This window comes from Halopelagius longus, from assembly GCF_900100875.1.
Taxonomy (GTDB): domain Archaea; phylum Halobacteriota; class Halobacteria; order Halobacteriales; family Haloferacaceae; genus Halopelagius; species Halopelagius longus.
Genome location: NZ_FNKQ01000005.1, coordinates 37,562 through 57,313 on the forward strand (window position 1 = coordinate 37,562; position 19,752 = coordinate 57,313).

The 19,752-nt window shown below is 63.7% G+C and carries 18 protein-coding genes and 1 pseudogene; 11 read left to right on the forward strand and 8 right to left on the reverse strand.

What is annotated here, in order from left to right:
* Positions 1-78 precede the first annotated feature (78 nt).
* From BLS11_RS16620 to rhcB, 3 genes are all read left to right on the forward strand, one after another.
* Positions 79-837, forward strand: a complete 759-nt coding sequence (locus tag BLS11_RS16620) for an IclR family transcriptional regulator (protein WP_092538920.1) — start codon at positions 79-81, stop codon at positions 835-837.
* A 50-nt stretch (positions 838-887) separates the two neighbouring features.
* The gene (gene rhcF / locus BLS11_RS16625) at positions 888-1,736 is read left to right on the forward strand and encodes a 2,4-diketo-3-deoxy-L-rhamnonate hydrolase (protein WP_092538921.1); all 849 of its coding nucleotides are present in this window, start codon (positions 888-890) and stop codon (positions 1,734-1,736) included.
* Positions 1,737-1,805: 69 nt separating this feature from the next.
* Positions 1,806-2,603: an L-rhamnose 1-dehydrogenase gene (gene rhcB / locus BLS11_RS16630; RefSeq protein WP_092538922.1), complete on the forward strand. Its 798-nt coding sequence runs from the start codon at positions 1,806-1,808 to the stop codon at positions 2,601-2,603.
* 130 nt (positions 2,604-2,733) lie between these two features.
* On the opposite strand, the gene BLS11_RS16635 is transcribed toward rhcB, so the two are convergent.
* The 3 genes and pseudogenes from BLS11_RS16635 to BLS11_RS16645 all read right to left on the reverse strand — a co-directional run.
* Complete coding sequence (locus tag BLS11_RS16635) at positions 2,734-3,702, reverse strand: fumarylacetoacetate hydrolase family protein (protein WP_092538923.1); 969 nt, start codon at positions 3,700-3,702, stop codon at positions 2,734-2,736.
* Positions 3,699-4,505, reverse strand: a complete 807-nt coding sequence (locus BLS11_RS16640) for a cyclase family protein (protein ID WP_092538924.1) — start codon at positions 4,503-4,505, stop codon at positions 3,699-3,701. The genes BLS11_RS16635 and BLS11_RS16640 overlap by 4 nt, the downstream gene beginning before the upstream one ends.
* A 60-nt stretch (positions 4,506-4,565) precedes the next feature.
* Positions 4,566-5,117, reverse strand: a pseudogene (locus BLS11_RS16645) (amidohydrolase family protein); the annotation flags it as partial.
* 368 nt (positions 5,118-5,485) lie between these two features.
* Between BLS11_RS16645 and BLS11_RS20030 the strand changes: the two are divergent.
* Complete coding sequence (locus BLS11_RS20030) at positions 5,486-6,388, forward strand: MarR family transcriptional regulator (protein ID WP_092538926.1); 903 nt, start codon at positions 5,486-5,488, stop codon at positions 6,386-6,388.
* Positions 6,389-6,447: 59 nt separating this feature from the next.
* On the opposite strand, the gene BLS11_RS16655 is transcribed toward BLS11_RS20030, so the two are convergent.
* Positions 6,448-7,620 (reverse strand): inorganic phosphate transporter, encoded by a 1,173-nt coding sequence (locus tag BLS11_RS16655; RefSeq protein ID WP_092538927.1) that lies wholly within the window; start codon positions 7,618-7,620, stop codon positions 6,448-6,450.
* A gap of 222 nt (positions 7,621-7,842) precedes the next feature.
* Here BLS11_RS16655 and BLS11_RS16660 point away from each other — a divergent pair, with 222 nt between their 5' ends.
* Complete coding sequence (locus tag BLS11_RS16660; protein ID WP_139172814.1) at positions 7,843-8,106, forward strand: hypothetical protein; 264 nt, start codon at positions 7,843-7,845, stop codon at positions 8,104-8,106.
* Positions 8,107-8,222: 116 nt separating this feature from the next.
* Positions 8,223-8,498, forward strand: a complete 276-nt coding sequence (locus BLS11_RS19110) for a hypothetical protein (RefSeq protein WP_139172815.1) — start codon at positions 8,223-8,225, stop codon at positions 8,496-8,498.
* Positions 8,499-8,634: 136 nt separating this feature from the next.
* Here the strand turns inward: BLS11_RS19110 and gfo6 are convergent, their stop codons facing one another.
* From gfo6 to BLS11_RS16680, 4 genes are all read right to left on the reverse strand, one after another.
* Complete coding sequence (gfo6, locus tag BLS11_RS16665) at positions 8,635-9,705, reverse strand: D-xylose 1-dehydrogenase Gfo6 (protein WP_092538929.1); 1,071 nt, start codon at positions 9,703-9,705, stop codon at positions 8,635-8,637.
* 269 nt (positions 9,706-9,974) lie between these two features.
* A complete protein-coding gene (locus tag BLS11_RS16670) occupies positions 9,975-11,246 on the reverse strand; it encodes an Nramp family divalent metal transporter (RefSeq protein ID WP_092538930.1) in 1,272 nt (423 codons plus the stop codon).
* Positions 11,247-11,501: 255 nt separating this feature from the next.
* The gene (locus BLS11_RS16675) at positions 11,502-12,779 is read right to left on the reverse strand and encodes an outer membrane protein assembly factor BamB family protein (RefSeq protein WP_092538931.1); all 1,278 of its coding nucleotides are present in this window, start codon (positions 12,777-12,779) and stop codon (positions 11,502-11,504) included.
* Positions 12,769-13,941, reverse strand: a complete 1,173-nt coding sequence (locus BLS11_RS16680; RefSeq protein WP_092538932.1) for an outer membrane protein assembly factor BamB family protein — start codon at positions 13,939-13,941, stop codon at positions 12,769-12,771. The genes BLS11_RS16675 and BLS11_RS16680 overlap by 11 nt, the downstream gene beginning before the upstream one ends.
* Positions 13,942-14,051: 110 nt before the next feature.
* On the opposite strand from BLS11_RS16680, the gene BLS11_RS16685 reads away from it, so the two are divergent.
* The 5 genes from BLS11_RS16685 to BLS11_RS16705 all read left to right on the forward strand — a co-directional run bounded on the left by BLS11_RS16685 (position 14,052) and on the right by BLS11_RS16705 (position 19,507).
* Positions 14,052-14,840 carry a DUF6498-containing protein gene (locus BLS11_RS16685; protein WP_092538933.1) on the forward strand — a complete coding sequence of 263 codons (789 nt, stop codon included), beginning with the start codon at positions 14,052-14,054 and terminating at the stop codon, positions 14,838-14,840.
* Positions 14,841-15,008: 168 nt separating this feature from the next.
* Positions 15,009-16,184, forward strand: coding sequence for a COG1361 family protein (locus BLS11_RS16690; RefSeq protein WP_092538934.1), 1,176 nt, complete (start codon positions 15,009-15,011; stop codon positions 16,182-16,184).
* A gap of 6 nt (positions 16,185-16,190) precedes the next feature.
* Positions 16,191-16,979 (forward strand): ABC transporter ATP-binding protein, encoded by a 789-nt coding sequence (locus BLS11_RS16695; protein ID WP_092538935.1) that lies wholly within the window; start codon positions 16,191-16,193, stop codon positions 16,977-16,979.
* An 88-nt stretch (positions 16,980-17,067) separates the two neighbouring features.
* Positions 17,068-18,249, forward strand: a complete 1,182-nt coding sequence (locus tag BLS11_RS16700) for an ABC transporter permease (protein ID WP_092538936.1) — start codon at positions 17,068-17,070, stop codon at positions 18,247-18,249.
* 85 nt (positions 18,250-18,334) lie between these two features.
* A complete protein-coding gene (locus BLS11_RS16705; protein WP_092538937.1) occupies positions 18,335-19,507 on the forward strand; it encodes an ABC transporter permease in 1,173 nt (390 codons plus the stop codon).
* The last annotated feature ends 245 nt before the right edge of the window (positions 19,508-19,752 follow it).

Consider the following 19,752-nt stretch of genomic DNA (forward strand, 5'->3'; position numbering starts at 1 on the left):
ACTCTCCCGTCGTTCGTTCCGTCGGAAGGGTCCGACGATGCCGGAATACTTTTTGACTATAACCATCATGTGTTACGTATGAGTGACACGGCGCCGATTAAGGCTGTGAAGATCGCCTTCGAGATAATCGACCTCCTCCGGGAACTCGACGGGGCGGGCGTCTCGGAGGTGGCCCAGCGGTTGGAGAAACCGACGAGTACCGTCCACGACCACCTCCGGACGCTCGAAGGCGAGGGATACCTCGTCAAGGAGGGCAGTACGTACCACGTGAGCACTCGGTTCCTCCAACTCGGCGACCAAGCGCGGTCCAGAAAGAAGGTGTTCAACGTTGCCCGCCCCGAGATAGACGACCTCGCGCAGGCGACCGGCGAGCACGCGAATCTCATGATCGAGGAACACGGGCTCGGCGTCTTTCTGTACCGCTCTCGGGGACAAGACGCCGTCCAGTTGGACACCCACGACGGGATGCGCGTCCCCCTGCAGACGACTGCGCTCGGAAAGACCATCATGGCCCATCGGCCGCGCGAGGAGGTCGAAGCCATACTGGACCGACACGGCCTCCCGGAGGTGACGTCCAGTACCATCTCGGACCGAGCGGAGCTTTTCGACACCCTCGAACAAGTACGAGAGCGAGGGTACGCCTACGACGACGAGGAACGCGTCAAGGGGATGCGGTGCGTCGCAGCGCCGATACTGGACGAGGAGGACTACGCTATCGCGGCCGTGAGCGTCTCCGGCCCGAAGAGCCGAATGCGAAAGGAGCGGTTCACGACAGAGGTCCCCGAGCAGATTCTCCGGAGTGCGAACGTCATCGAGGTGAACCTCACGTACTCCTGACTCCCGCCGAAGCACAACAATTAGGTACCGTCCCCCGTCACTGACAGTCGATGCAGCTCGTTCGATACACGACCGGCGGAGCCCCCCAGTGGGGAGTTCGCCGCGACGACGAGGTAGTACCGCTGACCGGCCTCCGCGAAGACGTCTCCTACCAGCAGTTGACCAGCCCCGGCTTCCTCCGCGTCGTCGAAGACGCCGTGGACGCCGCCGAGGACAGGGCGATTCCGGAGTCGGAGGCGAAACTGCTCGCGCCCGTCCCCCGTCCGGGGAAGATAGTCTGCGTCGGGCTCAACTACCACGACCACGCGGAGGAACAGGACAAAGAGGTCCCGGAGCGACCGCTCCTGTTCGGGAAGGCGGGCGCGGCGGTCACCAACCCCGGCGACCCCATCGTCCACCCCGACGCCGTCGAACAGGTGGACTACGAGGTGGAACTCGGCGTCGTCATCGGGAAGACGGCGAAGAAGGTGTCCGCCGACGAGGCACTGGAGTACGTCGCCGGCTACACGGCGGTAAACGACGTCAGCGCGCGCGACGCCCAGTTCGAGGACGAGCAGTTCTTCCGCGGGAAGAGCTACGACACGTTCGCCCCGATGGGGCCGACGCTCGTTCCCCAACGCGACCTGAACCCGAACGAGTTGGACGTCGCCTGCCGCGTCAACGGCGAGACGAAGCAGGAGTCGTCCACCGAGGAGTTCATCTTCGACGTCGAGGAACTCGTCGAGTACATCAGCGGAATCACCACCCTCCGACCGGGCGACGTCATCTCGACGGGGACGCCGGGCGGCGTCGGTATCTTCCGCGACCCGCCGGAACTCCTCGAACCCGGCGACACCGTCGACGTCGAAATCGAGGGCATCGGAACGCTGACGAACTCCGTCGCCGCGGAGCAGCGGTAGCCCGCGGTTCGCGGCCGGCGGGCGGCCGTTCATGCATCTATTTGTGGGAGAGGTCGCTACCGTTCGTCCATGACGACGCAGTCAGACGACCGTTTAGCGGGACAGCACATCGTCGTTACCGGCGGTGCGCGGGGAATCGGCCGAGGTATCGCCGTCAGATGTGCGCGGGCGGGTGCCGACGTCTCTCTCTTCGATACGAAACCGGACGTCGCCGCCGAGACTGCGGCGCAGGTTCGTCAAACGGGGAACGAAGCGGCGGTGTACGACGTCGACGTGACGGACCGCTCGTCCGTCGAAACCGCCGTCGAAGCGGCGTCGAACGAACTCGGACGGATAACCGGACTGGTGAACAACGCGGGTGTCCAGCAGGCGGTTCCCCTGTTGGAGACGACGGAGGAGGCGTGGGACGCCCACTTCGACGTGAACGCCAAGGGAACGTTTCTCGTCTCGAAGACCGTCGCGCGAGCGATGGTCGAGGCGGACACCGCCGGGAGCATCGTAAACGTCTCCTCGGTGGGCGCGGAGCGACCGTTCGAGGGTCAGGGAGCGTACGGTGCCTCGAAGGCGGCGGTCCTCGCGTTCACCACCGTCCTCGCGAAGGAACTGAGCGACCACGGAATCACGGTCAACGCCATCAAGCCCGGAACCGTCGAGACGCCGATGGTGGAGGAGTGGCTCGCGGAGCACGCCGACCAGTCGGCGAAGTCGCCCGACGAGGTTCTCTCGGAGGCGCTCGACGACCACATCCTCGACCGAATCGGGCAACCCGAGGAAGTCGGTCACGTCGCCGTCCTTCTGCTCTCCGAGGAGGGCGACTGGATTACGGGGGAGTCCATCGCCGTCGACGGGGGCTACCTCAAAGGCTAACCGACCCCGACTCACGGGTTGCGCGTTCGAACGGCTGAATCCGACATTACCGGAACGGGTGTCTCACCGGCTACGGTCCGCGCGGACGGAACCGCCGTGGGTTAGAGACTCTCGCATCTCGGCGGTCAGACTACTCGTCTCCTGAAGGCGTTACCGTGTGACTGAGCGTTCCGATTCCGTCGACCTCCAGTTCGATCGTATCGCCGGGTTCGATCCATCGGTCGAGGTCCAGACAGCACCCGCCGGGGACCGTTCCGCAACCGAGGATATCTCCCGGGTGCAGCGTTTCGTCTCTCGATGCGTACTCGATCATCTCCCCCCACGAGTGGTACATCTCAGAGAGACTCCCGGACATCCACCGGTCGCCGTTGACTCGCGCTCGGACCGCCGCACCGTCCGCCTCGAACGCGTCGGACGTGACGAGATACGGGCCGAATCCGTTGGCGAAGTCCTTCCCTTTCGCCGGTCCGAGCGGCATCTCCATCTCTCGGAACTGCGTGTCCCGCGCGGTGAAATCGTTGAAAATCGTGAAGCCGGCGACGTGGTCCATGGCGTCCTCGGCGTCGATGTTCTCGCCGGGCGACCCGATGATCGCCGCGACTTCGAGCTCGAAGTCGAGCTTGTTCTCCCACGCGGGCCACGGTACGTCGGCGCCCGGACGGACGACGCTATCCGGATTCCCCTTGTAGTAGACGGGGATGTCGTACCATACGTCGGGCTTCTCGACGTGGTCGGCGTGCCCCTCGAAGACGGAGAAGTCCCGAATCGAGTTCGGCCGCGGAAGCGGACTGAGCAGTCGCACCTCGTCTTCGTCGTACCTGACCCGCGCTCCGTCGGGCGCCCGAACGTCGTCCCCTCGGGGGATATCCGCGTCGAGAACGGTTCGCGCGGCGTCGATAGCGTCGTCTCCCACCCGAAGGAGTTCGAGGGCGTCGGGCGGCACGATACTCCTCGCACGTTCGGTCGGTTTCGGGGTCCCCTCGGCGTCGAGGACGTACGAATAGCCGGCCGTAACGTCCAGCAACGACGCCTCGTCTACCACGCCGACGCGTCGGAACCGACCGACATCGGTCTCTACCTCGAAGGTTGCGAGTTTCATGGTTCCTCGATGACGGCGATCGGTCGAACCCATCCGCCGCTTCCGTTCTCGATGGACACCGGAATCGCGAGAAGCGGTATCTCGGTGCGTCGCGGGAGGGCGTCGAGGTTCGCCATCTTCTCGATCTGACAGTACTCCACCTCACGGCCCGCGAAGTGGGCCGGCCACAGTTCGTCGCTGTCCCCCGTCTCCTCGAATCGACGCCCCATCTCGACGAACGGCTTGTCGAACCCGTAGGCGTCGGTTCCGACCACTTTCACTCCCTGCTCGACGAGGAACTTCGTGCCCTCGGCGCTCATGCCGGGATACTCGGTGAGGTACTCGTGCGTCCCCCACAATTCGTCTGCTCCCGTCTGTACGAGCACGATTTCGCCGGCCGAAAGCTCGTGGTCGAGTTCCTCGAGTTGAACTTCGATCTCTTCGGCGCTGATCTCGCTCCGCGGTTCCTTCCACGTGAAATCGAGGACGACGGCGTTCCCGATCCCCCACGACAACGGCACCTCGTCGATGGTCTTGGCGGGGTCGCCGTCTACCTCCGGGCCGTAGTGCCACGGTGCGTCCATGTGAGTCGCCGTGTGCGGCGTCGCGGTGAGAAACTCCGCCGCCAACCCGAGTCCGCCGGGGAAGTCTTCGGCGTCCACGTCGAACCCCTGCTGTCGAAGGGTGGCTGCGAGCGTTTCTGCGCCGTCTTCGTGGTCTTCGTAGTTTATCTCCGGCGGCCACGGTTCGCTCTCGACGTCCGCTTCGATGGAGATGCTGAGGTCGAGTATCCGCGCATCTCCGCTTGCCAGTTGACTCCACATGTCATTTGGTAAACACCGCGGACGCATATAGTTATTATTCTCCTCTCGGCGCATCGGGCGTTAGGTGAGGAGACTCCGCGCGTTCTCGCCGAGGATGCGCCGCGCTTCTGACTTCGATGCGACGTCGCTGACGGTAGAGGCGAACCGTCGCGCCTCGCCAGTCGAACGGGGTTCGTACGGCGTGTCCGTCCCGAAGAGTATCTGCGACGACGGGAACACTTCGAGGGCGGCGCGAAGCGGAGCGGCGTACCCGAAGAACCCCGAGGTGTCGACGTAGATTCGGTCCGTGAGCGTCTGCTCGAAGTCGTCGAAGTCGAGCACCGAGTCCTGTTGAGGCCACCGATTCGCGTCCAGTTGGACGTGTACCCGCCCGAACATACTCGCGATGTTCCCGCCCAAGTGGTGGTACACGAGGGTGAGGTTCGGATAGCGGTCCAGAACCCCGTGGTGAATCACCTTACAGAGGCTCTCGCAGAGGGCGACTTCCCGGCCGAAGATGGCGTTCAGCCGATACGCGTCGTCGAGTGCGTCCGGGTGGACGGAATCGTCGAGTTTCGGGTGGACTAACAGCGGTGCACCCGTTCGGTCCGCAACGTCGAGAACCGGTTCGACCTCCGGGTCGGTGAGGCGGGTTCACCGGGGACGGTGCGTTACAGAGATAGGAGTGTAATCCCGGTGAGGGGCCTCCGATCCGACTCGGACGCGGGGAACGAGAAGGTCCGAGTTTGTCTGTTTCATCGTCCGGACTCGCGGCGGTAGAACGAGTGTGAGACCGTATCGCGCACTACTGTTCACGAGTTGAAAAGAGAGGAGTGATTTGCGGAAGCCTCGGAACTTCGTCGATAGGATGCGGACCATGGCACGACTTCGGTGCGCGACGGCGGTAGAGGCGGTTCGGATCAATATATCAGTTAGACACACTACCTGTCGGACGGTGGACCACCTGCTATAACGGAACGTCTGTATTGAATTGAGGGGAAATGACAATATTGTATGCGTTCAAATCATCACCCTTGCGTCCGGTAGTAGATGGTACGCCGACCTCCCGTGATTCTTCGAAGCTAGTCGAGATTCTCGCCAAACGCTTCGAAGTGTTGAGGGCGTTGAAGGATAATCCGACGACTCAGACGGAACTGAGCGAACGGATGGACATCTCGCGTCCGACCGTCCATCGGATTATCGAAACGTTCGAGGAGCAGCGGTTGGTGCAACGACGCGAGAGTGACTACGAACTGACGGAGTTCGGTCGAGAGGTCTGCGAGAGCCACAGCGAATACGTAGAGCGAATCGACAACCTCTCTCGACTGGAAACGATAAAACGCGAATTAGGCGACGAACTCTCGTTCGACTCCCCGATCTTGGAGGGTGCGGAGGTGCGTTTGAACGACCCATACACGGTAGACTCTCCGGGATGCAAGAACCGGCAAGTCATCGAAAACGCGGTCAAAGTCTGCACCGTCCTCGATGGAGTCATGTTCGATTACCTCGACACGCACAGAACCGAGACGAACAACGAGGCGGTGATAATGGTCTTATCAGACAATATTACGGATTCTGTTTTAAATACGTACGAGGAACCAGCGCGGGACCTCCTCCGGACCGATTATTTCGAGTTGTACCGAACCTCCGAACCGTTCCATTCTCGGTCACCCTCGCCGAGACGGCCGATTCGTCGGGGGCGATTCTGCTCAGCCACTCCGAAGGAAGCGCTGCGGAACAACTGTTCTCCGAGGTTTCGGCCGAGACGAGCAGTTGGACGACCGCCAGCGTCTCGCCGACGTTCGGAACGGAAGTCTCTGACCCTCTCGTGTCTTGAAGCGACCGAGGCTCGGGTACGCAATGGGTGTCGCCGTCTGGTGGATGCTCCTCGGTGTTCGATGTAAACTCCATCCGGGCGTCTGGGGCTTCGTTCGCCGAAGGCGGGGTGCCCCTAGTCGGGACCTCAACCGCTCAGAATCGGGACGAAGGCGAACGTCAGGTACGATAACACCGTCGCGGCGGACGGGCCGGCTATCCAGAACCCCACGAATCGTATCACGGCTGAGGGGTCGAACAGTTCGCCCGCGTTTCGGGCATCACCGACCGCCTCCCGTCCGGCCGAGTTCGCTTCGTCGCTCGCCTCGACGGGCACCGCGTCGGTGGACGCCTCTCCGTCGGCATCCCCTCTCACAATCTCTCTGGCTGTCTCCGTCCGGGAGGCGCGTCCCCACCCCAGACCGACGATGGTCATGACCGTCGAGAGCGCCAGGCTGATCGGGTTCCCCAACCACGATGCGACGGCCGTGATGCTGGCGGCGATGAGCATCACGACCGTAGCCGCAAAGAGCGGGAGGTCGGTCAGCCCGTTCCCCACCGACTCCATCGTCCGGCGCGCGATGGTGAACGCGCCCACCCCGATAGCCGCCGTTCCGAGGAGTACGGCCCGACTCGAACCTATCACGCCCCCGCCGACCAACGGAGCGACGGCGTTCGCGACGTTGCTGGCACCGGCGCTAAACGACATATAACAGGCGATGACGAACGCGGTTCCCGTACTCACGAACTCTCGACGCGAGGTACCGGGTCCGAACCTCGGGGTCGGGAGAGTTCCGTCCGTCTCCACCGTGAGTAACGGTCCGCCCGACCGGCGAACCTCGAAGGAACGGCTCAACCGCGGATACAGATACCGGCCGACGACGCCGCCGCACCAAAAGCCGATTATCGGCGCGAGGAGCCACCACATGATGATCTCCCGCATGATCGACCAATCGAGCGAGTTCGTGGCGAGTCCGAGTCCCGCGATGGCCCCGACCGCGGTCATCGACGTCGAGATAGGAACTCCGTAGAGGTTGGCGAACAACATCCCGAGGCCGATGAACGACAGAACGACGATGCTCGCCTCGATGGAGAACGCGGACTGCGGAACGATATCTTTCCCGAGCGTCGTCGTCACGTTCCGACCGACCGTCCATCCGCCGATCAGAACGAAGACCACCATGAACGCCGCGGCGGTGCTCTTCTCGATGATGTCCGCACCGATAGACGGCCCCCACGCGACGCCGGTGGAAGAGCCGCCTATGTTGAACCCGACGAACGCCGCGGCCGCGATGCCGAGAACTAATAGTGTCGAGATCATGTCAAAAAAGTCTGACGCAGTATTGAAAATAATTCGGGTCGTACTCTCGACGTACGCGCGTAGCGTTTCCTTTCGGGGTTAGAACGACCGCGATCGAACTTGCCGCTCAGTAGATTAAGTGACGAAGTGAGCGTATATCCTCAGCGTGAGATAGTTTACTTCTGTATGGTGTGTCTCATATAACTCCTCACACTTATGCCGGGATACTATCATTACTCCGTTATGAATCGGTTTTACATATTTTACATATGTTTAGCAATCTACGGTGCAGCCTTCGCACTCAGATCAATTGCAGCTATCGTCGATGGGAGTACAAGCCTGCCAATCATCTTAGCTAGTATCGCCGGAGTCGGAATGATAATCGCGTCAGTATACGAGATACTCACAGGCTCTCCGTCTGACTTCGACATCGGAAAGATAGGATTTTGGGCCGTGATTTTGAGCGTTGTGGGTTTTCTCTTGCTACAGATACCGGAGTTACTCTGACTGCAAAATAAAAACACTGAGCGGCTGCTTCACTCTAAACCAGACTGGAAAGAGTTCGCCTCGATTTCGTGAGTAGCTTCTGAAAGTATTTCCTCGAAGGCTCCACAATGACTGCTATGGAACTCACCATCGTTCTCACTCTCGTTCTCGTCGGACCCGCACCGTTCACAATTGTGTGGGTTTGGATACGTCGACCGGAGAGGAGCCGGATCAGAAAACTGCGGTTCACGTTTTCGATGCTGGCCTACGCATCCGGTCTGTGCCTATTCGGTCTCTTTCGCCGCTGGACAGTCTCCTCCCGGGTCAGCACGGCCGTCTTCTGGCTGATGGGTCTATCTCTCGCTTCGAGCCTCCTCTGCTCTCTTCGACTCAGAAGAACATCTTCTGTTTGACTAGCCGTGATGGCTCTATTTGCTTGGTGACGAGCCGCTACCTACAGAGGGTTCAATTCGTTCAGTACGGTAAAGTGCTTATCAGCCGATGGATCCTATCTCCGCTCGTGAGAGAACGGTTCGCGGGACTCCCCGTTCACAGATCGAGTTCGACGCGTCGTCCCTGCTCGGCGGAGTCGTAGAGGGCGCGGATAGCGCGCATGTCGACCATCCCGTGTTCGCCGTCGGGTTCGATGTCGAGACCACGCTGGAGGCGGTTGGCGAAGTAATCGAACTCCTCGCGCATCTGGTCGACCGGTTCCGGCCGGTACTCGCCCTCGATGTCCGGTCCGGACACCCTGAGCACCTTCTGAGTGTTCGGGAAGAACAGCCCCTCGATGCTCAGTTCGCCTTCGGTACCGACGAATCGGAGGCTCGAGGTTACCGTCGCGCTGTGCGTAACCGTACACGAGGCGAGTTTGCCGTCGGGGAACTCTAGCTGGAACGCCGCGTGCTCGTCGGTTCCCTCGTAGGCCGGTTGTTCGGACTCCGTCCGGGCGTACACCGCCTGGGGGTCCTCCTCCAGAACGAACCGGATCGTATTCAGCGGGTAGATCCCGATATCGTTGAGCGTCGTCCCCCCGGCAAGGTCGGGGTCGAACCGCCAACTCGTTTCGTCGACGGCGTCGAGGATCGTATCCGACATGTGCCCGAGTATCGAAACAACGTCTCCGATGGCGCCGTCTCGGATCAGTTCTCGCGCGCGGCGGACCGCCGGTTCGGTCTGGAGTCGGTAAGCGACCATCAGCGGAACATCTGCCTCCTGGCAGGTGTCGACAGACGCCCGGGCGTCCTCGACGGTCGCTTCCAAGGGCTTCTCGCAGAGAACCGCCTTGTCGTGCGTCGCTGCGGCTTCGACGTGGTCGCGATGGAGACCGTTCGGCGTACAGACGTACACCGCGTCGTAGGCGTCGGTCGCCGCGCCGTCGGCGTACGCTTCGTAGGTGAGAGTCTCCTCGATACCTTCGAGGTCAGCCGCGACCTCGTCGGCCTTTTCCGTATCGGAACTGACCAAGACCGTCGTCGTGCAGTAGTCCGCGTTTTCGACGGCGGGGATCGCTTGCTCGCGCGTCCACCACCCGAGTCCGACCATGGCGAATCGAATCGGATCGGCGTCCGTGGGGCTTTCCCAGTCGCGAGCACTGAAGCTGTCGAGATCGAACTCCATGAACGAGGATTCGGTACTCGTAACAGATAATCTTCACGAACGAGGAACCACCCCAACCAGCCGATCGAATACTGCGTTACCAGTGGCGACTGCGTCGTCTCGCGCCGGTGCCTCTACCGTCGTGTGCACCGAGGAGATGACCGACGGTCCCGTCGGTGCCCGCGAACCCACGCACCTCCCGAAAAACGAGGCGACGGCGAGGACAGAGATACCGGTACTGAGGGAGGCGGAGAGCGGACCGACGGCTGAGCGGCCGACTCCCGGTCCCGCTACCCGCCGGAGAGGAGTTGGGAGATCTGAACCACCATCAGCACGAGGAAGATGAGCGCACTGAGGACGAGCATCGAGTTCGAGAGCCAGTGGTTCCACCGTCCCGGGCTGACCGCATCGGAGTTGAGGAGCAACAGGAGGACGACGGCGAGGAACGGCATGATCACCGCCCCGAGGGCGCCGTACAGCACGATGAGGAACACCGGCCGTCCGAAGAAGTACAGGAGCATCGGCGGGAACGTCAGCCAGAGCACGTAGAGTTTGTACCACTTCGTCTCGCCGAGTTCCGACTCGTCCGTCGGCTTGATGGTGTCCTCGGTCACCGTCTCGACGAAGTCGGCGAACAGGTAGGAGACGCCGTGCCAGACGCCGAGCAGGGAGGTGAACGAGGCGGCCCAGAAGCCGACGAGGAACCCCGTTCGCAGGAGCGGGTGTAGCTCGTTGCCGAGGTTGCTCGCGAGGACGATGAGTCCCTCCTCCCCGGAGACGGACGCGCTCGTCCCGTACAGGAGCGCCGCGCTCATCACGATCAGCGCGATGGAGAATATTCCCGTGATGACGTACGCCGAGGAGGCGTCGAGCCGCATCGTGGTGATGTGGCGCGGACTGTTCCAGTCCTTCTCGGCGAGCCAGTAGCCGTACGACGCCATCGTGATGGTTCCGCCGGCACCGCCGACGAGTCCGAGGGCGTAGACGACCGACCCCTCCGGGAGCGCGGGGATTCCCGTGGCCACGATGTCGCCGAGTTGCGGGAGGACCAGCACCGCCGAACCGATGACGCTCACGAACATGAGCGCGACGAAGGCGGTGATGATGCTCTCGAACGTCTCGTAGCGGTTCAACAGCACCAGCACGCACCCGGCGATGGGGTGGGCGACGACGTACACCCAGAATGGGATGCTCGGAAACAGCGCGTTCGCAGCCAGCGAACAGGAGGCGGCGACGGCCGCGCCGTAAACGAACCCCCAGATGACCGTGTAGCCGCCGAAGAACCCCGTCGCCCACCGGCCCAACGAGTCGATACCCTCGAGGAGGGTCTCCCCGCTTACGAGGTGGTACCGCCCCACCCCTTCGTTCAGCGCGAACTTGACGGCCACGCCGAGCACGATGGCCCACACGAAGTTCAGTCCGTACCTGCTGCCGGCGACGAGGGCGGCGACCAAATCGCCCGCGCCGACGCCGGTGGCAGCGACGAGCAGTCCCGGTCCGATAAGCGACCACTTCGGTTCGTCCCCTCCGTCGGTTCCGTCGTGCGTGTCGCTCGCTGCCATAATATTTCCTCAGATTCGCCGGTGAAAGTTCATTTGGCCGTCAGGAACGCACCCCGCACGCCGGATTCCCGCGCCTCCCGAAACGTATTCTGAACACCGTCCCGCCGTCGCGTGGAGCGAATCGAGTTCGTCGGCGTCGGCTACACCGGCACAGAGTTCCTCGTCCGGTTCTCTGATTGGGTCCCCCATCTGCGTCGCTTCGATCTGTTCTGCTCCACTGTTGGCTCGTCCGTTCCGGTACTCGTCGACCCGGCTTCACGACGTCGGAAAGCGTGCGACCGCTCCGTCGTCGAGATAGGAGACGTAGAGCTGGCCGTCGGTCGCTGTCAGACTCAGACGACTGGCCGACTCGGGTTCGTGCGACCATCGCTCGGTCCCGGTGGCGCGGGCGAGTACCACCGCCTGTCGCCCGCCGGAGAGGACGACCGAGTCGCCGGTCACGACGAGTTCCCCCACCTCCGGGGCATCCGTCACGGAACTCCACCGACGCGTCCCGTCCAGATCGAAACGGTCGATACGGCCGAGTATCCCTCCGTCGGGGTCGTCGACGCGACTCCCGACGAACACCGCATCGTCGGTCGACTCGACGCGCTGGATATCGTATCCGGCGGTGTTTCGCCACGCGACCGAGCCGGTCTGTCGGTCGAGGGCGAGTAGCTCGTCGTCCGAGTCGGGCCGGCGGTTTCGGAGATACGCGTGTCGGCCGAGCGTCGGTGCGCGGTACGACCGAACTCCGTCGACCGTCGACCGCCAGACGACCGCTCCGGTCCGGGTGTCGTACGCCCGTACGGTCGATTCGCGAGCCGACACCGCTATCCGTTCGTCGACGGCGAAGCTCGGATACTGGGCTCTCACCTCCGTCTGCCAACGGGGGCTCCCGTCGCCCGTCGCCAGTGCGACGAGGCGCGTCCGGTCGCCGCTCACCTCCTCTCGGAAGACGAACGTCCCTTCGAGCAGTCCGGTGAGTCGATACCCTGCGATGGCGCGTTCGAACCGCCCGTCTCCGCTTCGTGCGTCGAACCCCCGGACGGTATCGGTGGCGGCGTCGAGGTGCGCGAGAAGCGACCCGTTACTCGCCACCGTCCCGCGCCTGTGGGGGCCCTCCTCCCGCCAGAGCAACTGTCCGTCCGTATCGACAGTGTAGACGTCGCCGTCGGTGCTGTGGACGTGGTACGGTCCGCCGTCGCCGGACGCCGCCGGGCGCGCTTCGATAGGACCGCCCGTTTCGTATCGGAGTGCGGTCGTCCCGTCCTCGGCGTCGAGGCCGTACAGCGCTTTGTCTTGGGCGCCGACGAGCACGCGGTTCCCCGAGACTGTAAGCGGGCTTGCGGCGCTTGCGTCGGGGAACTCTCGTCGCCACTGCGGTTCGACGCCACCGATTCGGGGCACCGAGAGACAGCCGGCGACTGCGAGCGACCCGAGAGCCGCGATACCGCTCAGTGCGCGTCGACGGGAGACGGTTCTCCTCCGGCTACCCGAAGCGGACTCGGAACCCGTCGTCTCGTCGGTTCGGTCGGCGGGGTTATGCCGCATCCAGTACCTCCGGAGCGAGTCGGGCGACCTGCCACTCCTGTCCCACGTAGACGCCGTCACCGATGGCTGCGACCCACCCGAGCTGTCCGCCGTCCAAGTAGCCCTCGAACCGCCACTCGTCGAACTGCGTTCCGTCGATACCGTGAACGGACAACACCGTCGGAGCGAACGGTACGGTCCCGCTCGACCCGCGAACTCGAACGTCGCCGCCCGACAGCGTCACCAGCGTCTCGTCGACCACCGTCGGCCCCGTCGTGATTGCGTTCGGCGTCTCCCTCCGCCACAGTCGCTCTCCGGTCGCCGCGTCGAACGCGTAGAGGTAGTAGTCCGCCGCGCCGACGAACACCCGCCCGTCGGTGACGAGCGGTCGAGTGAAGACGGTGTTCTCGATATCGCTCGTCCACCGCGTCTCGCCGGTCGCGAGGTCGACCGCCGACACGGATTCGGCTGCGCTCCCGACGTAGGCGGCGTCGCCGTCGGTCGCCACGTCCGACATCGGTGCCCCGCGGTCGAGACGCCACGTCTCCGCCCCGTCGGTCGCGACGCGGCGGAGCGTCCCGTCCAGCAGCGGGACGACGACTCCGCGGTCGTCGCCCGCCGGGGCACCCGCAATCGAGGCGGGGAAGTCGACGCTGAACCGTCGGCTCCCGTCCGACCGCGCGAACCCGACGAGTCTGTCGGGAACGTCGTTTTCGGTCCCGGAGACGGGAACGACGACGCTCTCCCCGACTACGACCGGGGCGAACTGGACGACTCCCGGGTCGGCTCGGTTCACCGCTCGAATCGACGCCTCCCAGACGCGCTCACCCGTCCAGTGGTCGACTGCGAACACCGCTCCGGTCTTCGAGAGGATGTAAGCGTGGTCGTCGCCCGTTGCGACCGGCGAGCACCGCTCGCTCGGACCGGAGACCGTCCACCGCGTCTCGCCGGTGGTCGTATCGATAGCGCTCAGCATCGGGTCGCTCGAAAACGGACTTCGAGAGCCGAAGACGACCGTCTCGTCGGCCGTTCGGACGCCGACCGACGCACGCGGTAGTTCCGCGCTCCACGCCGTCGGAACGGGCAGAGCGTGGTCGCTTCCCGCGAGGCTACTACATCCGGAGAGACCGAGCGCGAGCGCTGGGAGGGTCTTGAGGGCGTCTCGCCGCGTGTACGGGACCATCGGCCGCCGCTTTCGAGTCAACTGGTATCAGTCTTGTTAATTTCAAATACGCGAACGGACTTCGAACGTTACTCTGAAAGCGTCTCAACCACCACTCGTCGCTACGAATCATGCCGCCGAATCCGTTCAAGGGGGTCGAATCCGCGTCGTTCCTCCCGACGCTTCTCGCGAACCTGTTTCCGCTGTTCGGAATTCTGCGACTGGATTGGCGTGTCGTCGAACTGTTTGCGATCTACTGGTTGGAGATCGGAACCGGATTTCTCGTGTACGGCGTCGCGGCGCTGTTCGCCCGACTTCCGGTCGTGCTCGACGGCCGAAGTTTCTATCTCCCGGGCGTCAGTCCCGACACCGAGCGCGATCAGAAGTGGACGCGCGACTCCCGCCCCATCGACCTCCCGGGTTCGCTCCCGCCGATCTACCCGCGGAACGTCCGCTTGATCCTGTGGACGCTCGCCACCGGCTTCGCTTTCCTCGGAATCTTCCTTGTCGAGTATCCGCAAGTCGTCGAGGTCCTCCGTTCGCCGTCGCTCGTGCTGACGGCGGTCGGGATGATTCTCTCCGATTGGTACCGGCTCTACCGCGAGTTCTTCCGGGAGGGGCAGTACGAGGAGATGTCCGCTCACATGGTGCTCGAAATTCCCGGTCGGGTTCTGTTCTTTTGGGTCGTCTACGTGCTACTGCTCGGCTCGGTCGGCGGTTTCACGCTCCTGTTCCTCGTCCTGTTCGTTCGAGAGACCGTCGGTGGTCTCGTCCCCGATATCGACCTCGTGGTCCTGTTCGCGGTGGCGCTAGTCGTCGGAAAGGTCGCAGTCGAGTGGTCGCGGTTCCGCGTCGAGAACGAGACGGAACCGACCGGATTCGCGACGTGGTTCCTCCCGGAGAATCCGCGAGAGCGGTGAGTCGGCGCCTCGTCGTCGCAGGCGAGTTCGCCGAGCGGTCGGCCGCCGCCGACGAGCTGTCCCGCCCAGTAACTGACACTAAGATGACGTGAATTTATGTAGAGTGAACGTATATGGCCCAAACGCTAATGACAGTCCCCGAACACAACCCCTCCCCTCAACTCGAAGATGTCCTCCGAAGAGTCGAGTAACCGCGTTTCGTCCGTCGTCTCGTGGTTCTTGGTCGCGGCCCTCGTCCTCTCGTCCGCGGCTCTTCCCGTCGCGACGGGTTCGGCGAAAGCCGCAGACGCTCACCTCGCTATCGCGAACGTCGACGTCTCCCCGGAAGATCCCGCACCGGGTCAGCAGACGACGATCGAAACGACGATCACGAACGGAAGAAACAGCCCGAGTATCGTCGAGATAACCGACGTTTACGTCCGACAACCTGGAAGTTCGGATGATATCGCTCGGGTCGAAGACGTCGGAACCGTCACCGTCGGCGGCAACATCTCGGTTCCGCTGTCCGTCTCGTTCGAGGAGCCGGGCACGAAGAAACTGCGGGTCATCGTCACCGGAAAGCAGGCGAATGGTTCCACCGTCAGCGTCCGCTACCCGCTCACAGTCGACGTGAAGGAACCGGAGCGGCCCCAACTAGAGGTCTCGGCGGAGAAGGCTGTTCCGGGCGCTACTCGGTCGGTCAACGTGACGGTCGCGAACGGCCTCGACCGCGACCTCAGACAGGTTCGAATCGTCTCGTCCTCCCCGGAGGTGAACTTCAGCGCGAACGAACGCGTGAGAGCGCAGTTAGCGGCGGGGAACGCCACCACGTTCAGGCTCCCCGCGAGCGTCTCCGAGGAGGGGACGCATCCGGTGAACCTGACGCTCCACTACACGGATCGGGGCGTTCAACACTGCGTCACCCGGACGTACTCGACTAACTTCGCGGCGCCGTCGAACTCCGGCGAAATCGTCCTGACGGACCTCCAAGCGACCCAGAGCGGCGGTACGTTGGAGGTATCCGCCACGGCGGGGAACGTCGGGTCCAGTTCCGTCGAGGGCGTCGTCGTCTCGGTCGCTAACTCGTCGAGCGTGGAGCAAAGCAAGTACTTCGTCGGCAGCATCGACGAGAGCGACTTCTCGTCGTTCACGCTCCGATCGGACGTCGAAGGGAACGTCTCGTCCGTCCCCGTGAAGGTTCGGTACACCGTCGGCGGCGTCGAGCGGTCGTTCACCACCGACGTCAGCGTCGACCGTCGAGCGGTGAGGCCGCAACCCTCCCAAGAAGGCGGACTTCCGCTGCTCCCGATCGGAGGCGCCGCGGTGCTTCTCGTCGGCGCAATCGTCTTCTTCTGGCGGAGATGACGACAGATGACACGGGACACCTCCGTCTCCGACGACGCGGAGCAAGCGAACGAAGGCCGCGAGAGAACTCCGCGCTCTCGGGGCGACTCTGACGACGTGATCATCCGCGGGGAGCGCGTCGTGAAGGAGTATCAGACGGGAAATCAGATCGTTCGAGCGCTGAAGGGCATCGACTTCAGCATCGGCCCCTCCGACTTCGTCGCTATCGTCGGACCGTCGGGTAGCGGGAAGTCGACGCTGCTCAACCTCCTCGGGTTGCTCGACGTCCCGACCGGCGGGACGGTTCGGCTCCGAGGGACGGACGTGTCGACGCTCTCCGACGGCGACCGGACGAGCAAGCGAAAGCAGACTATCGGGTTCGTCTTCCAGAGTTTCTACCTGATTCCGACGCTGACTGCGCTCGAGAACGTGGAGATGCCGCGGATGCTCGACAGAACCCCCGTCGCGACTCGCGAACGTGCGACGGATCTGCTGCGCCGCGTCGGACTCGGTGACCGACTCGACCACTACCCCGACGAACTGTCCGGCGGGCAGAAACAGCGGGTCGCTATCGCGCGGTCGCTGATAAACGACCCGGCGATTCTGCTGGCCGACGAACCGACGGGGAACCTCGACCGAGACACCGGCGACCGAATCCTCGCCCTGTTCGACGAACTCCGCGCCGAGGAAGACGTGGCCGTCGTCACGGTCACCCACGACGCGTACGTCGCCGAAGAGGCCGACCGCGTGGTGAATCTCGTAGACGGCGAAGTCCAGAACGCAACCGAAGGCGGCCGCGTGGAGAACGAACAGTGATGCCGGCGAGAACGACGCATCACCGCCCGTCCGAAGCGCCGTCCGCCCGAGACCGGCGGTCTCGCCCGTCGGTCGGAGGTGACGGCTCGTGAGCCGATTCCGTCGCCTCGCGGCGCGGTTTCCGACCCTCGTACTCGCCCGGCGAAACCTGTCGCGCGCGTCCGCCCGGTCGACCCTCGCGGTGGTCGCAGTCGTCATCGGCGTCGTCGCCATCGGAACGATCGGTGCCGGCGGGGAAGCGTTCAAGCAGGACCAAATGGAGGCGTACGAGGGATTCGGCGGCACCGCGACCGTCGACCCCGTCTACTACGCGGACGGGAGCGGTTCCGTCGGGCGAAACTTCTCCGACGACGAAATCGACCGGATGCGCCAAGCGACCGACGGAGCGACGGTTCTCCCCGTCGTGGAACGGTGGGACGCGGTCGTACAGACGCCGTCGGGGGGCGTCATCGCGACGGCACAGATAAAGGGAATCGGCGACCCCGGGGCGTTCTACGAGGCGCAGTCGGGATCTATCCCGGACAACTGGCGGCGGAGCGTGGTCGTCGGCTCCCGGGTCGCGGAGAACAACGACATCCAACCGGGAGATCAGGTGACCGTGATGGTCAACGGGAGCTTCGACCGGTCGTTCCGAGTCGCGGCGGTCCTCGAACCGCAAGGGTTCGCCGACCAGTTACAGGCCGACCGCGCCGTGTTCGTCCCCATCGAACAGTTCGAGGAGTCCGCATACGACCAAGCCATCGTCAGGGTGAATCCGAGAACCGGGTCGATAGACGAGGCGGCCGCGAGCCTCGAATCGGAGTTCAACACGCGGAAACGGAACGTCGACGTCGAGAAAGTCCAAGAGCAACGGGACCAGTTCGAGCAACTCTTCGGAGCCATCAACAAGTTCCTCATCGGCGTGGGGTCGATATCCCTGCTCGTCGCGGCGGTCACTATCGCCAACACGATGTTGATGTCGGCCATCGAGCGCGAACAGGAAATCGGCGTGATGCGTGCCGTCGGCTATCCGAAGACCGCAGTCGTCAGTCTCCTCATCGCCGAGTCGGCCATCCTCGGCCTGGTGGGGGCCGCGGTGGGCGTCCCGATCGCAGTCGGTCTCGGGATGGTACTCAATCAGGTGCTCGTGGGTGATCCGCTGGCGTTCACGGCCACCGGGATACAGTACATCGCGGTCGGAGCCCTCTTCGGAATCGGAACGTCCGTGCTCGCGGGCGTCTACCCCGCGTGGAAGGCGGCGAACAAACGACCCGTGGAGGCGCTCGACTGATGCGGCGGAACTGCGACGCCTCTCGGCGGCGCGCCTCGGTCCGCCGCCGGGTGCCGGTCCCCGACGAGTCGCGGGGTGGACGACGATGAGTTGGCTCTACCGAATCGCGGGACGGTTCCCGAGGCTCGTCATCGCCCGCCGGAACATCTCGCGTGCGAAGGTTCGGTCGATACTCGCGGCCGCGTCCATCCTCATCGGCGTCGTCGCCATCGGAGCGATCGGTGCCGGCGGCGCGGCGTTCAAGCAGAGTCAACTCCAGACCATCCAGGATCAGGGGGCGACGAACGTCTTCGTCTCCCCCGGGTTCGACATGGAGCGGTCGCACTTCGACCGCGAGGACGTGAAGGCGATAAACGAGACGGTCGGTCCCGCCGGTGTCGTCGCGACGAGGGGCGGTGAGGTAGACGTCGTACAACGCGACGACACCCGCGATACGGTGTCGGTCACGTATCTCGAAGACCCTCGGACGATATCCGAGGTCGCTCGCGGCGGAGTACCGGACGATTGGCGGCGGAGCCTCGTCGTCTCCAACGAGTTCGCGACCGACCGAAACGTCGCGCCCGGTGACCGGGTCACCCTCGTTCGACAGGAGGGGAACTCGTCCGGGTCCGGCGCGACCGAACGGACGTATCGCGTCGCGGCCGTACTCGCGGAGACGCAGTCGGTCGGGTCCAGCGACGTGTACCTCCCGATCGAGGAACTCGAAGACAAGCGGTACAGCCAGATACGGATCACGACCCGGTCGACGGACAGAGCGGAGGACGTCGCGGAAGCCCTCCGCGAACGGTTCAACGACAGGAAGGACAGACTGCTGGTGCTCGAACTCACCTCCCTCGTCCGCCTCTTCAAGACCATCGTGAACGGGATCAACACGTTCCTCACCGGATTGGGGTCCATCTCGCTGCTCGTCGCCGGCGTCTCGATCACGAACACGATGCTGATGGCCGTCATCAAGCGACGCGAAGAGATCGGCGTCCTGCGGGCGGTGGGCTACACGAAACGAGACATCGTGTGGATACTCCTCCTCGAAGCGGCGCTGTTGGGGACGTTGGGTGCCGCAGTCGGGGTTACGATCGCCTTCGGAGTGGCCCTCGCGGCGAACTCGATATTCCTCGGCGACCCGTTCGCGTTCACCCGGTCCGCGCTCCTGTACTTGGTCGGGGCGGTGGCGTTCGGCATCGTGACGAGCGTACTCGCCGGGGTGTACCCCGCGTGGCGGGCGGCGAACGAACGGCCCGTCGACGCACTCCGGGGGTGACGGGGCGACCCGGGCATCGTCCCGGTTCGGTCGCTCGCGCCGAATCGAAGCCGCGAGACGATACTGTCCGATAGAGCTTCGAGAACTCCGAGAAGCATCGCGAGACCGTCTGACGAGCAACTCGGAGGCTTGCTCGACGAACCGGACGACAGCTACTTTGGGGTCCGATTACACTATCGGCTAAAATCGTGACCCTCCGACGATTTCCACGGAGCGTTCGAATCGAGTGCGGTTCCGGCCCCGTT

What these genes read in the sequence shown, in the direction of transcription:
- BLS11_RS16670 (WP_092538930.1), bottom strand. Translation starts at nt 11,246, where the DNA reads ATGGCAGCGAGCGACACGCACGACGGAACCGACGGAGGGGACGAACCG.
- BLS11_RS16655 (WP_092538927.1), bottom strand. Translation starts at nt 7,620, where the DNA reads ATGATCTCGACACTATTAGTTCTCGGCATCGCGGCCGCGGCGTTCGTC.
- BLS11_RS16705 (WP_092538937.1), top strand. Translation starts at nt 18,335, where the DNA reads ATGAGTTGGCTCTACCGAATCGCGGGACGGTTCCCGAGGCTCGTCATC.
- BLS11_RS16680 (WP_092538932.1), bottom strand. Translation starts at nt 13,941, where the DNA reads ATGGTCCCGTACACGCGGCGAGACGCCCTCAAGACCCTCCCAGCGCTC.
- BLS11_RS16640 (WP_092538924.1), bottom strand. Translation starts at nt 4,505, where the DNA reads ATGTGGAGTCAACTGGCAAGCGGAGATGCGCGGATACTCGACCTCAGC.
- BLS11_RS16620 (WP_092538920.1), top strand. Translation starts at nt 79, where the DNA reads ATGAGTGACACGGCGCCGATTAAGGCTGTGAAGATCGCCTTCGAGATA.
- rhcB (WP_092538922.1), top strand. Translation starts at nt 1,806, where the DNA reads ATGACGACGCAGTCAGACGACCGTTTAGCGGGACAGCACATCGTCGTT.
- BLS11_RS16675 (WP_092538931.1), bottom strand. Translation starts at nt 12,779, where the DNA reads ATGCGGCATAACCCCGCCGACCGAACCGACGAGACGACGGGTTCCGAG.
- BLS11_RS16685 (WP_092538933.1), top strand. Translation starts at nt 14,052, where the DNA reads ATGCCGCCGAATCCGTTCAAGGGGGTCGAATCCGCGTCGTTCCTCCCG.
- BLS11_RS16695 (WP_092538935.1), top strand. Translation starts at nt 16,191, where the DNA reads ATGACACGGGACACCTCCGTCTCCGACGACGCGGAGCAAGCGAACGAA.
- BLS11_RS16635 (WP_092538923.1), bottom strand. Translation starts at nt 3,702, where the DNA reads ATGAAACTCGCAACCTTCGAGGTAGAGACCGATGTCGGTCGGTTCCGA.
- rhcF (WP_092538921.1), top strand. Translation starts at nt 888, where the DNA reads ATGCAGCTCGTTCGATACACGACCGGCGGAGCCCCCCAGTGGGGAGTT.
- BLS11_RS16690 (WP_092538934.1), top strand. Translation starts at nt 15,009, where the DNA reads ATGTCCTCCGAAGAGTCGAGTAACCGCGTTTCGTCCGTCGTCTCGTGG.
- BLS11_RS16660 (WP_139172814.1), top strand. Translation starts at nt 7,843, where the DNA reads ATGAATCGGTTTTACATATTTTACATATGTTTAGCAATCTACGGTGCA.
- BLS11_RS19110 (WP_139172815.1), top strand. Translation starts at nt 8,223, where the DNA reads ATGGAACTCACCATCGTTCTCACTCTCGTTCTCGTCGGACCCGCACCG.
- gfo6 (WP_092538929.1), bottom strand. Translation starts at nt 9,705, where the DNA reads ATGGAGTTCGATCTCGACAGCTTCAGTGCTCGCGACTGGGAAAGCCCC.
- BLS11_RS20030 (WP_092538926.1), top strand. Translation starts at nt 5,486, where the DNA reads ATGACAATATTGTATGCGTTCAAATCATCACCCTTGCGTCCGGTAGTA.